Source organism: Microbacterium sp. ZXT2-5 (assembly GCF_055329545.1).
In genome coordinates this window covers 2042924-2055589 of record NZ_JBUZWD010000001.1, presented here as the reverse complement: position 1 = coordinate 2055589, position 12666 = coordinate 2042924, and the positions used below count along the sequence as shown (strand labels likewise).

The window sequence follows — 12666 nt, the reverse complement described above, 5'->3', positions numbered from 1 at the left end:
ACTGTACACGTTTGGAATGAAACGTTTCGAACATCTCCCAGAGAGGACACCGATGTCCGTCACCGTCGACGCCCCCCGCATCGAACACCACCGCGAGCCGCTCGGCATCGGAGAGCGGATGCCGCGCCTGTCGTGGCGCATCGCCGGCGCGCCGTCGGGCTGGCGGCAGACCGCCTACCGCGTGGAGCTCGAACAGCACGGCGCGACCACCTCGCACGATGTCGAGAGCCCCGACCAGGTGCTGGTCGCCTGGCCGGGCGAGCCGCTGCGCTCGCGCGAGCGCGTCACGGTGCGCATCGCGGTGCGCGGAACGGACGACGCGTGGTCGGAGGCATCCGCGCCCACCGTGCTGGAGGCGGGGCTCCTCGAGCCGTCCGACTGGGTCGCCCGGCCGGTCGGCGCGACCCGCAACGAGAACCCGAACAGCGACGACCGGCGACCCTCGCTCGTCCGCCGCGGCTTCGAGGCGCGCGAGGGGCTGGTGCGGGCGCGGCTGTACGCGACGGCGCACGGCCTCTACGAAGCGGAGCTCAACGGCGAGCGCGTCGGCGACGACGCCCTCTCGCCCGGCTGGACCGTGTACGGCCGGCGCCTGCGGTACTACACCTACGACGTGACCGCGCTGGTGCGCCCCGGCGAGAACGCGATCGGTGCGTGGCTCGGCGACGGCTGGTACCGCGGGCGGCTCGGCTGGCGCGGGGGCTTCCGCAACGTCTACGGATACGACCAGTCCTTCCTGGGCCAGCTCGAGCTCACGTACGGCGACGGCACCCGTGAGGTGATCGCCACCGACGTGTCGTGGCGGTCGGCGCCCAGCCCGATCCTGCAGAGCGGCATCTACGACGGCGAGGACTACGACGCCCGCCAGGAGCTGCCCGGGTGGTCCGCGCCGGGATTCGACGACTCGGAGTGGGAGGGCGTGCAGGAGCGGCACCGCGACCCCGCGACACTCGTCGCGCCCACCGCTCCCCCGGTGCGCGCGACCCAGGAGCTCCGCCCCGTCGAGGTGCTGACCGGGCCGAGCGGCTCGCGCATCCTCGACTTCGGGCAGAACCTCGTCGGGCGGGTGCGCATCCGGGTGTCAGGGCCGGCGGGTACTGCCGTGACGCTGCGCACCGCCGAGGTCATGCAGGACGGCGAGATCTACACCCGGCCGCTGCGCGCCGCGCGCTCGGCCGACAGCTACACCCTCGCCGGGCACGAGGTCGAGGAGTGGGAGCCCCGGTTCACCTTCCACGGCTTCCGCTACGTCGAGGTCACGGGATGGCCGGGCGACCTCGACGCGGATGCGGCGGCCGGCGCCCTCGTCGCCCGCGTGTACCACACCGACCTCGAGCGCACCGGCTGGTTCGAGTCCTCGGATGCGGCGCTCAACCGCCTGCACGAGAACGTCGTGTGGGGTATGCGGGGCAACTTCGTCGACATCCCGACGGACTGCCCGCAGCGCGACGAGCGCATCGGCTGGACGGGCGACATCCAGGTGTTCGGCCCGACCGCGTCGACGCTCTTCGACGTCTCGGGCATGCTGTCGGGCTGGCTCCGCGACGTCGCGATCGAGCAGCTCCCCGACGGCACGGTGCCCTGGTACGTGCCGGTGATCCCCGCCGTCGACAAGTGGACCCCGATGCGACCGGGCGCCGCCTGGGGCGATGTGGCGACGCTGCTGCCGTGGACCCTCTACGAGCGCTTCGGCGACGTCGGCGTGCTCGAGGCGCAGTTCGACAGCGCGCGCCGCTGGGTGGACCTGCTCGAGCGGCTCGCCGGCCCCTCCCGACTGTGGGACACGGGCTTCCAGCTGGGCGACTGGCTCGACCCGGCCGCGCCGCCGAACGACCCCGCCGACGCCCGCACCGACCGGTACCTCGTCGCGACCGCGTACTTCGCCAAGTCCGCCCGCACCGTCGCCCGCATGGCCGAGGTGCTGGGGCGCGCGGACGAGCGGGGGCACTACGACGCGCTCGCCGACGAGGTGGTCGCCGCCTTCGGCGGGGCGTACGTCCACGACGACGGCACGATGACCAGCGACGCGCAGACGGCCTACGCGCTCGGGCTGCGGTTCGACCTCATCACCGATCCGCAGCGGAGGGATGCCGCGGCCGCACGGCTCGCACAGCTCGTGCACGACGCGGGGAACCGCATCGCCACCGGGTTCGTCGGCACCCCGCTGGTGTCGGACGCCCTCAGCTCGGGCGGCCAGGTCGCCACCGCGTACGACCTGATCCTCGAGCGCCGATGCCCCTCGTGGCTGTATCAGGTGGAGCAGGGTGCAACCACGGTCTGGGAGCGGTGGGACTCGCTGCTGCCGGACGGCACGGTCAACCCGGGCCAGATGACGTCGTTCAACCACTACGCGCTGGGCGCGGTCGCCGACTGGATGCACCGCGTCATCGCCGGCCTCGCCCCCGATGCCCCGGGATACCGGCGCATCCGGTTCGCGCCTCGCCCCGGCGGCGGACTCACTTCGGCCTCGGCGCGCCAGCTCACCGCGTACGGCGAGGTGGCGATCTCGTGGCGCATCGCGGACGGGCAGCTGCACGTCGAGGTCACGGTGCCGGTGGGTGCCGAGGCGGTGCTCGACCTGGACGGCGTCGCGGAGGAGACCCTCGGCGCCGGCATCCACTCGCGCGCGGTGCCCGTGGTCGCCTGACGAGAGGGCCTGACGAGAGGGGCGCCGCCGTAGGTCTCCCGTGGCACTGGCGCGGACGGCGGAGACTGAATATCCTTTCGTTAGCGAATCCTCAGTCGGTTCGCCACGATCGGAGTCACTGTGCCCGTCACGCCGTACACCCGCCAGCCGGACGGGCAGGTGCGCCTGCTCACCAAGGTGGCCCGCATGTACCACGAGCGCGGCGTGCGTCAGGCCGACATCGCGACCGCGCTCAATATCTCACAGGCGAAGGTGTCGCGTCTGCTCAAGCGTGCGGAGTCCGTCGGGATCGTGCGCACCATCGTGACGGTGGCGCCGGGCGTGCACGCCGAGCTCGAAGAGCAGCTCGAGGAGAAGTACGGCCTCGCCGAGGCCGTCGTGGTCGACGTCGACCCCGATGCCGACGAGAAGGAGCTGCTGGCCTCGCTCGGGGCGGGGGCGGCCGGCTATCTCGAGGCGACCCTCTCGGGCGCCGACCGGATCGGCGTCTCGTCGTGGAGCCAGACGATCCTGGCGATGGTCGACCGCATGCGCCCGTTCACGGTGCGCGGCGCGACGGAGGTCGTGCAGCTGCTCGGCGGGGTCGGTGCGCCCGAGGCCCAGAGCCACTCCAACCGCATCCTCGGCGAGCTCGCCCGCACGCTGGGCGCGGAGCCCGTCTACGTGCAGGCCCCCGGCGTGGTGGGGGATCCGGCGATCCGCGACAGCCTGCTGCAGGACCCGTCGATGCAGGAGGTCGCGCGGCACTGGAACGACCTGACGATGGCCATCATGGGCATCGGCAGCATCGAGCCGTCCGACGTGCTCGCCACCAGCGGCAACGCGTTCCCGCCCGAGGAGCGACAGGGGCTGCTCGACGAGGGCGCGGTCGGTGACATCTGCCACCGCATCTTCCGCGCGGACGGCTCGCTCGTGCGCGGCGCGATCGACGACCGCATCATCGCCATCACCGTCGAGAACCTCATGCGCATCCCCCGCCGCGTCGGCATCGCCGGCGGCGAGCGCAAGCTGGAGGCGATCCACGGCGCCCTCGCCGGCAGCTGGGTCACGACGCTCGTCACCGACCTCCGCTCGGCCGAGGCCCTCGCCGACCGCTCCTGACCCCCGGCGCTCCGCGGGCGCGCCGGCTGCGGCATCCGCGATCCTCCGCGCCTCGCCACGGCATCCGCGGATCCGAATACCGGACTTTCGGCCCCTTTCCGGATCAGCAGCGCACCGCCGCTCCGGAAAACGTCACGAACTCCGAGTTCCGGATCGACGGGACCTCCTGCGGCCCGGATTCAGCGGGCGGCGAGGGAGGCCGCGAGGCGCTCGACGCCGAGGCGCGGGCTCGTGAGCACCGGCACGTCGACCGACACCGCCTCGGCCGCGGAGGCCATGGATGCCTGTGCCAGCACGATCACGTCGGCCTCGGCCGCGCCGCGCTCGATCGCCGCGGCGACCAGACGGTCGTGGGTCGCGCGGTCGCCCCCGGCGACGGCCGCGAAGGCGCCCTCGATCACCTCCGAGGTGAACTCCGGCTCCACCCCGGCGAGCCTGGCGCGCTCCTGGAGGAGTCCCAGGGTGGGACGGCACGTCGTGGGCAGGGTGGCGAGGACCCGGATGCGGCGACCGGCGCGCACCGCGGCATCCGCCATCGCCTCGTCGACGCGCAGCACCGGCACACCGGCCACTGCCGCTGCGGGTGAGGCGAGCTCGGAGATCGAGGAGCAGGTGAACATGACGGCATCCGCTCCCCCGGCCGCCGCCGCACGCACGAGGTCGTCGATCCGTTCGGGGACGGATGCCGCACGCTCCTCGTCGCCGAGATCGGCGACGATGCGGTCGTCGAGGTAGTTCACAACCGTCGCGCCCGGCAGGAACTCGGCCGCCAGCGCCCCGAACGGAGCGATGTTGACGGCGCCGGTGTGCAGGAACGCGATGCGCGGTGCGGAGGTCATGCAGTCAGCCTTCCAGGATCTCAGCCCTTGAGGGCGCCGCCGGACATGCCGGCCATGATCTTCTTGTTGAGCGTGAGGAACAGGATGAGCAGCACGAGGATGTTGATGCTCACCGCCGCGAACAGCGGTCCGTACTGCGTCGATCCGTACTCGTCGCTCAGGCTCAGCAGTCCGACCTGGATCGTCGCGAGGTCCGGCCGCGTCGTGAAGGTCAGCGCGATGAGCAGGTCGTTCCACACGCTGAAGAACTGCACCAGGCCGATCGTGAGGATCGCGTTCTTCATCATCGGGATGCCGATCACGAAGAACGACCGGAGCGGGCCCGAGCCGTCCACCGTCGCCGCCTCGAAGATCTCGCGGGGCACCGATCGGAAGTACGTCGCCATCAGGAACGTCGTCAGCGGCAGCCCCATGACGGTGTAGGTGATGATGAGCGGCCACAGCGTGTCGGTGATCCCGATGCGGAAGTACGTGATGAACAGCGGGACGAGGATCATCTGCCCCGGCACCATGATGCCGGCGAGGATGTAGAGCAGGACGCCGTTGCGGCCCTTCCAGATCATCACCTCGAGGGCGTATCCCGCCGCGACGCCGATGAAGACGATCAGCAGCACCGAAGGGATCGTGACCAGCACGCTGTTGAGCCAGTTGCGGGCGACGTTCCCATTGGTGAGAGCGGTGATGTAGTTGTCGAACTGCCACGTCTCGGGGAGCGAGAGGGCGGGGTTGGAGAGGAACTCGGACTGGGTCTTGAACGAGCCCAGCACCATCCAGACCTGCGGGTACAGCACCACGATCATCAGCACCGCCACGACGATCCACACCGGCAGGCGGCGCAGCGCGCGCAGCACGCCTCGGCGGGCGCGGTTCGGCGTCGGCCGTCGGACGGTGGGGGTGGCGACCGTGTATGCGGTCTCGGGCTGCGTCAGGGTCATGTCAGGCCTCCGCCTTGCGACGCGACGATCGGAAGATCGCGAGGGTGAACACCAGGCAGAGTGCGGTGAGGATGACGGCGATGGTGGAGCCGTAGCCGTACTCGGCGTACTCGAACGCGGTGCGGTACATGTACAGCGTCATCGGCGCGGTCGACGTGCCCGGGCCGCCGCCGTTGAGGGCGAGGAGGCTGTCGAACACCTTCAGAGTGGCGTTGAGGCTGAAGATGATCGAGGAGAGCAGGATGGGCAGCGACAGCGGCACCACGATGTGGCGGACCAGCTTGAGGCCGTTCGCGCCGTCGAGCCGTGCCGACTCGATGACCTCCTCGGGGATGTCGAGGAGCCCTGCGTACAGGAGCACGGCGTAGAAGCCCATCGAGCTCCACAGCGTCATCACGATGGCGGTGGTCATGGTGCCGACCGTCGAGGCCAGCACCTCGACGCTCTCACCGCCGAAGAAGTTGATGATGTCGTTGACCGGGCCCTGGTTCTCACCCACGGCCACGAAGCTGCGGAACAGCAGCGCCACGGCCACCGTGGGCAGGACGGTCGGGAAGAAGACCAGCGTGCGCACGAGGGTGGAGCCCTTGCGCAGGACGAAGACGTAGAGGAGGGCCAGCGCGTAGCCGAGCGCCACCTGCAGGGCGGTGGCGACCACCGCGAAGAAGATGCTGACCCACATCGACTGCAGCGCCGCCGGGTCGGTGAAGAACGTGGTGAAGTTCTGCAGTCCGACCCAGTCGAAGCCGCGCAGCGAGTTGCCCTCGAAGAACGACAGGCCGAGGGACCAGCCGACCGGCACCACCTTCAGCAGGGTGTACAGCACCAGGGCCGGTGCCAGCAGGATGAAGATCGTCTTCCGATCTCCGAAGATCGAGTTCATCTGCGAACTGCTTTCTGTGTGGAACCGGCTCCCCGAGCGACCGCCCGGGGAGCCGGTGCGGGAGGTCAGCCGTTGGCGTCGATGCTCGCCTGGAGCTCGGCCATGTAGTCCTCGGCGCTCATCTGCCCGGTCGTGAGCAGCGTCACGTTCGTCGATGCGAGCGAGTTGCTCTTCGAGTCCATGAGAGCCTCGAACCACAGTACGGTCTCGTCGATGCCCGCGATGCGCTCCTGCATCTCGGCGGTGTTGGCCGACAGGTCGGTGACCTCGCCGTTGACCTTGAAGCCCGAGATGACGCCCGCGTCCTGCAGCGCCTGCTGGCCGTAGTTCTCGGCGATGCAGCTCACCCAGTCGACCACCTTGGGGCCGAACTGCTCGGCGTTGATGATCATCGGGGCGCCGGCGTTCGCGGCGTACTGGTCGATCGAGCCGTTGCCACCCTCGACCTCGGGGAACGGCATGAAGCCGACGTTCTCGCCGCCGATCTGGTTGCGCTCCGGGTCGTTGATGGCGCTCAGCAGCCACGATCCGTCGTACGTCATCGCGGCCTGGCCGGTGAGGAACATGTTCGACGAGGTGTCGCCGTCGCGGGTCGAGAAGCCCTCGCCGAAGTAGCCGGCCGCGGCGAAGTCCGCGAGTGCCTGCGCACCCTCGACGTACTCGGGCTCGGTCAGCTTCGCCTCGCCGTCGCGCACGGCGGCCATCGCCTCGGGGCCGACGTTGCGGAAGATGTACATGCCCATGATGCGCGTGAGCGGCCAGCCGTTCGCACCCGCCTCGGTCATCGGCACGACGCCGGCGTCGGCCAGGACGTCGGCCGCGTCGACCAGCTCGTCCCACGTCTGCGGCTCTTCGATGCCGTTGTCGGCGAGGATCTCCTTGTTGTAGAAGATCCCCTCGATGTTGTACTGGTACGGCATCGAGAACATGCCGCCGTACACCTGCTCGACGGTCGAGGCGGCGGCGGGGAGGACGTTGCCCCACGCGTCGGCGCCCTCGAGCGCGGCCTTCAGGTCGCCCACGAGGCCGGCGGCGTTGAGGTCGCCGTCGGGACGGATGAGCGCGGTGCCCGCGATCGTGTGAGCCGGGAGCGCGCCCTGGCTGGCCAGCAGGGTGACCTTCTGCACGGTGTCGGCCTGCGCGACCTTCTGGTGCTCGAGCGGGAGCGCCTCGTTCTCGGCCTCGCACGCGCCCTCCGAGAGGGCGGTCAGCTGCTCCTCGAGGACCGGGTTCTCATTGGCGGTCATCACGGTGAAGGTGTCGGGGTCGGTCCCCCCGGCGCCGCTGCCGCCCTCCGACGATCCGGAGTCGGCGTCGCCGCTGCCTCCGGCGCAGGCGGCCAGCGGCAGCACCGCTGCCAGTGCGATGCCGAGCACCGCGGTGCGGCGACGGTTGCTGCGTGTGTTCATAGCGTCCTCCTTGACGACGGCCATGCGGGTGAAAGGTACGACACGACAGTAGGGACGATTTCGATGTGTGTCAACAGTCAGTACTGAAATTCTATTCACTTTGAGACGATTCACCCGCTAGACTGCATTTCCATGCAGCGTTGCGAGAACTTTCAGCGCCGCCTAGTCTGACCCGCATCGGCCCGCGCTTGCCGCGATGCGGCGACGAGCACGAGACTGAGACGCCATTTCGGAAGGAACCGCCATGACCGCCACGACCGCGACCAGGGCCCACGCCCGGCTGCGACCCCTCGGCGCCGGGAGCGCACGGTGGGCGAGCGGCTTCTGGGGCGACGTCCACGATCGCACGCGCGACGTGACCATCCCGCAGATCTGGTCCTCCCTGAGCGATCCGGCCGTCAGCCCCGGCCTCGCGAACTTCCGCATCGCGGCCGGCCTCGAGTCCGGCGAGCACTCCGGCCCGCCGTTCATGGACGGCGACTTCTACAAGTGGCTCGAGGCCGCCATCTCGCGCCTCGAGACGGACCCCGATCCCGAGCTCGCCGCCCGCATCGAGGAGATCGCCGCGCTCATCGCGTCGGTGCAGCGCGAGGACGGCTACCTCCACACCCCCACGGTCATCTCGTCCCGCAACCACGAGGACGTCATCGCCCTCGCCGACCGCTTCAACTTCGAGACGTACAACCTCGGCCACCTCATCACGGCCGGGGTGCGCCACTACGAGGTGACCGGGTCGACCACGCTGCTGGACGCCGCCCGCAAGGCGGCCTCGTTCCTCGAGGACCTCGCGACGAACAAGCCGCTCGAGCTCGCCCGCAGTGCGATCTGCCCGTCCCACTACATGGCGGTGGTCGACCTCTACCGGGCCACGGGCGACGAGCAGTACCTGCGGCTCTCCGAGGCGTTCATCCGCGTGCGCGACGACTTCGAGGGCGGCGACGACAACCAGGACCGCCTCCCGGTGCGCGAGCAGACCGTGGTCGCCGGGCATGCCGTTCGGGCGAACTACCTGTACGCGGGCCTGGCGGATCTGGTCGCCGAGACGGGCGACGACGAGCTCGAGGCTGTGCTCGAGCGACTGTGGCGCGACGTCGTCGACACGAAGCTCTACATCACGGGCGGTGCGGGCGCGCTCTACGACGGCGCCTCCCCCGACGGCTCGCCGTGGCAGAACCAGATCAGCCGCGTGCACCAGGCCTACGGCCGCGCCTACCAGCTTCCGCACACGACGGCGCACAACGAGTCGTGCGCGAACATCGGCCTGATCCTCTGGGGCGAGCGGATGCTGTCGCTCACGGCCGACGCGCAGTACGCCGACGTGATCGAGCAGGTGGCCTTCAACAGCCTGCTCTCCAGCATCAGCCTCGCCGGCTCGGAGTACTTCTACACGAACCCGCTGCGCCAGGTACGGGACCTCCCCTACCCGCTGCGCCGGCCCGGCGACACCGCCATCCACCCCACGCCGCCCCCGCCGCCGTCGGACGAGCGCCTGCGCGAGCCCTACCTGTCGTGCTTCTGCTGCCCTCCGAACATCGCGCGCACCCTCGCCCGCTTCCACGAGCGCGCCGCGTCGCTCGGTGACGACGGCCTGTACGTCCACCTCTACGGCGGCGGTGTCGTCGATGTCACGACCGGCGACGGGCGCCGCCTGGCGCTGCGGGAGGACAGCGACTACCCCTGGTCGGAGCGGCTGACGTTCACGGTGACGGATGCCGCGGCCGGCGGCATCCCGCTCCGCCTGCGCATCCCCGGCTGGTCATCGGGCGCGACGCTCAGCGTGAACGGCGAACAGGTCACCGTGTCGGACCCCGGCACCTACACGCCCGTCGAGCGCGTCTGGCAGAAGGGCGACGTCGTCGAGCTGACCCTGCCGATGCCGGTGCGGGTGCTGCGCGCCCACCGGCTGGCGGAGGAGGCCACGAACCAGGTGGCGGTGCGGCGCGGACCCGTCGTGTACTGCGTCGAGTCCGCCGACCTCCCCGAGGGCGTCGTCCTCGAGCAGGTGGCCCTGCGCCGCGGGGCGACGTTCGAGCCGGTCGAGACCGAGATCACGGGTCGGCGCGTCGTCGCGCTCGAGACCGAGGCCGTCATCCTTCCGGGCTCCGACGACGACGCCCTGTACGACGACCTCGCCGACACCGCCCTGCAGCAGGCGACGGTGCGACTCATCCCGTACTACGCGTGGGGCAACCGCGGCGCCGGCGAGATGTCGGTCTGGCTCCCGCTGGTCTGGTGACGCGCATGAACTCCCAGCACCCCGTCGGGGCGTCCGTCGTCGCGACGTACGTCATCGAGACCTCCCTCCCGCTCCAGCACGCGGCCGAAGTGCTCGCGGGCGAGCAGTCCACGGGCACCTTCGTGCGCGTGGAGCGCGAGTCCGACGACCTGCGCGCCCGGTTCGCCGCCCAGGTCGTCGGCATCGAGGAGCTGCCGCTCACCGGCGCCTCCCCCCTTCCCGGCGCGGTCGGCGATCCGGCGCTGCGCCGGCGGGCGCGGCTGCGGCTGCGGTTCCCGCTCGACAACTTCGGGCCGTCGCTGCCGAACCTCCTCGCGGCCGTCGCGGGCAACCTGTTCGAGATCAAGGAGCTGGCGGCGATCCGCCTGGTCGACCTCGAGCTGCCGCAGGCCTTCGCGGAGCGCTACCCCGGCCCGGCATTCGGCGTCGAGGGCACCCGGCGGCTCGTCGGCCGCCCCGAGGGCGCGATGATCGGCACGATCGTGAAGCCCAGCATCGGTCTGGCCCCGGCGGAGCTCGCCGAGGTCGTGGCGGAGCTCGCCGAGTCGGGCATCGACTTCATCAAGGACGACGAGCTGCAGGGCAACGGCCCGAGCGCTCCGCTGGCCGAGCGCGTCGCCGCGGTCATGCCCGTGCTGGAGCGCTACGCCGACCGCCACGGCCGCAAGCCCATGTACGCGTTCAACATCACCGATGACATCGGCCGCCTCGAGGCTAATCACGACCTCGTCGTTGCCGCCGGGGGCACGTGCGTGATGGCGTGCATCAACCTCATCGGTCTTCCGGGACTGGAGTTCCTGCGCCGCCACAGCGGCGTGCCGATCCACGGGCACCGGGCCATGTTCGGCGCCTTCGGACGCTCGGAGCAGGTCGGGATAGGGTTCCGTGCGTGGCAGAAGCTCGCGCGCCTGGCCGGCGCCGACCACCTGCACACCAACGGCATCAGCAACAAGTTCTACGAGACGGACGACCAGGTGCTCGACTCGATCGCCGCCGTGCGTGAGCCCCTCCTGGGGCTCACCCCGACGGTGCCCGTGCTGTCGTCGGGGCAGTGGGGCGGACTCGCGCACGCGACGTACGCCGCGGTGGGCACCACCGACCTCCTCGTGCTCGCCGGCGGCGGCATCCACGGTCATCCCGACGGCGCGGCCGCCGGCGTCGCGAGCATGCGCGATGCCTGGGCGTCGGCCGCACGCGGCGAGAGCGCCGACGACGCGTACGAGAGCTCCCCCGCGCTGCGCCGCGCCGCGGAGCTCTTCGGGCCCGTCCGTGCCTAGAGCCCGCGTCGCCTTCTACGGCGACGACTTCACCGGCAGCGTCGACGCGCTGCTGCAGTTCGCGCGGCGCGGCTGGACCGGTCGCCTGTTCACGCGGCTGCCGGATACCGCGACCCTGCGCGCGGCGGCCGGCGAGGTCGACGTGATCGGCGTGGCCGGCATCTCGCGCTCCCTTGCGCCGGCGGAGATGGACGACGAGCTCCGGCCCGTGTTCGCGGCGTTCGCCGAGCTCGAGCCGGACGTCGTGCAGTACAAGGCGTGCTCGACCGCGGACTCGGCGCCGGACGTCGGCAGCCTCGGCCGGGTGATCGAGCTCGCCCGAGAGGCATTCGGCGAGCGCCCGGTGCCGATGCTGTTCGCCCAGCCCGACTTCGGGCGCTACACCCTGTTCGGCCAGCACTTCGCGGCGGAGCGCGGCGTCGTCTATCGGCTCGACCGGCAGCCCACGATGTCGCAGCACCCCTCGACGCCGATGACGGAGGCCGACCTCGCCGCGCACATCGGGCGGCAGACGGACCTTCCGGTCGGCTCGATCCCGCTGGTCGCGTACGGCGAGCTGGACGCGCTCCTGCGGGGGACGCCCGCCGCGGCCGTCGTCCTCGACGCGCTCACCGACGAGCACCTCGTCACGATCGGCGAGGCGCTCGGCACGCTGCCCGCGCCGGTGTTCGCGATCGGCTCGGGCGGGCTCTCTCACGGCATCGCGGCGGCCGCCCCCGGCGATGCGCCGGAGCTTGAAGCGTCGTCGACGGCCTCGGGGCCGGTCCTCGTCGTGTCGGGCAGCCGCTCGGCGCAGACGCGCCGGCAGGCGGATGCCGCAGCCGCCGCGGGGTGGCTCGTGCGGCCTCTCCCCCTCGACGCTGCAGGCGTCGCCACAGCGCTGCCCGAGATCCTCCGGGCACTCGGCTCCGGCCGTGGCGTCGTGCTGACCTCCGACGACGCCGACACGGACGCCGCGGGGGGAGCGCCGCTGCTGCCGGCGATCGCGGAGGCCGCGGCATCCGTCATCTCGGCCGTCGCGCACGACGGCGCGTCCCGTCGCGTGATCGTGTGCGGCGGCGACACGTCGAGCCGCGTGACGCGCCTGCTCGGCGTCGAGTCCCTGTCGATCGCCGCGAACCCCTGGGGGAACGTCGTGCTGCTGCGCGCCCACGCCGGGGAGCCCGCGATCGACGGGCTCGAGCTGCTGCTCAAGGGCGGCCAGGTCGGGTCGGACTCGCTCCTCATCGACGTGGCGGCGCTCGGCCGCCGATAGCACGCCGGACCCGAGCCGGAGGGGTCGCGCACGGTAGCCGTATCGGAATGCCGGACGGTCTGTCATGCTTTCTCCCACCGCGAT

At 71.1% G+C, this 12666-nt stretch carries 9 protein-coding genes; 5 read left to right on the top strand and 4 right to left on the bottom strand.

Features of this window, described 5'->3' with window-relative positions:
* Positions 1 to 52 precede the first annotated feature (52 nt).
* Both ACZBH1_RS08970 and ACZBH1_RS08965 read left to right on the top strand, forming a co-directional pair.
* Entirely contained in the window at positions 53 to 2647 is a 2595-nt protein-coding gene (locus tag ACZBH1_RS08970) for a family 78 glycoside hydrolase catalytic domain (RefSeq protein WP_463646180.1), read from the top strand.
* Between the two features lie 120 nt (positions 2648 to 2767).
* Positions 2768 to 3748 carry a sugar-binding transcriptional regulator gene (locus ACZBH1_RS08965; RefSeq protein WP_336394486.1) on the top strand — a complete coding sequence of 327 codons (981 nt, stop codon included), beginning with the start codon at positions 2768 to 2770 and terminating at the stop codon, positions 3746 to 3748.
* A 179-nt stretch (positions 3749 to 3927) separates the two neighbouring features.
* Here the strand turns inward: ACZBH1_RS08965 and ACZBH1_RS08960 are convergent, their stop codons facing one another.
* The 4 genes from ACZBH1_RS08960 to ACZBH1_RS08945 form a co-directional block, all read right to left on the bottom strand.
* On the bottom strand, positions 3928 to 4587 hold the full coding sequence (locus tag ACZBH1_RS08960; RefSeq protein WP_463646179.1) for an aspartate/glutamate racemase family protein: 660 nt from the start codon (positions 4585 to 4587) through the stop codon (positions 3928 to 3930).
* Positions 4588 to 4607: 20 nt separating this feature from the next.
* Positions 4608 to 5522 (bottom strand): carbohydrate ABC transporter permease, encoded by a 915-nt coding sequence (locus tag ACZBH1_RS08955; protein ID WP_336394484.1) that lies wholly within the window; start codon positions 5520 to 5522, stop codon positions 4608 to 4610.
* Between the two features lies 1 nt (position 5523).
* On the bottom strand, positions 5524 to 6405 hold the full coding sequence (locus tag ACZBH1_RS08950; protein WP_336394483.1) for a carbohydrate ABC transporter permease: 882 nt from the start codon (positions 6403 to 6405) through the stop codon (positions 5524 to 5526).
* A gap of 65 nt (positions 6406 to 6470) precedes the next feature.
* On the bottom strand, positions 6471 to 7814 hold the full coding sequence (locus ACZBH1_RS08945) for an ABC transporter substrate-binding protein (protein WP_463646178.1): 1344 nt from the start codon (positions 7812 to 7814) through the stop codon (positions 6471 to 6473).
* Between the two features lie 244 nt (positions 7815 to 8058).
* Here ACZBH1_RS08945 and ACZBH1_RS08940 point away from each other — a divergent pair, with 244 nt between their 5' ends.
* Genes ACZBH1_RS08940 through ACZBH1_RS08930 form a run of 3 tightly spaced genes read left to right on the top strand, consistent with a single transcriptional unit; the run spans position 8059 to position 12582 of the window.
* Positions 8059 to 10050 (top strand): glycoside hydrolase family 127 protein, encoded by a 1992-nt coding sequence (locus tag ACZBH1_RS08940; protein WP_463646177.1) that lies wholly within the window; start codon positions 8059 to 8061, stop codon positions 10048 to 10050.
* Positions 10051 to 10055: 5 nt separating this feature from the next.
* A complete protein-coding gene (locus ACZBH1_RS08935; RefSeq protein ID WP_336394480.1) occupies positions 10056 to 11327 on the top strand; it encodes a RuBisCO large subunit C-terminal-like domain-containing protein in 1272 nt (423 codons plus the stop codon).
* Positions 11320 to 12582 carry a four-carbon acid sugar kinase family protein gene (locus ACZBH1_RS08930; protein WP_463646176.1) on the top strand — a complete coding sequence of 421 codons (1263 nt, stop codon included), beginning with the start codon at positions 11320 to 11322 and terminating at the stop codon, positions 12580 to 12582. The genes ACZBH1_RS08935 and ACZBH1_RS08930 overlap by 8 nt, the downstream gene beginning before the upstream one ends.
* Positions 12583 to 12666 lie beyond the last annotated feature (84 nt).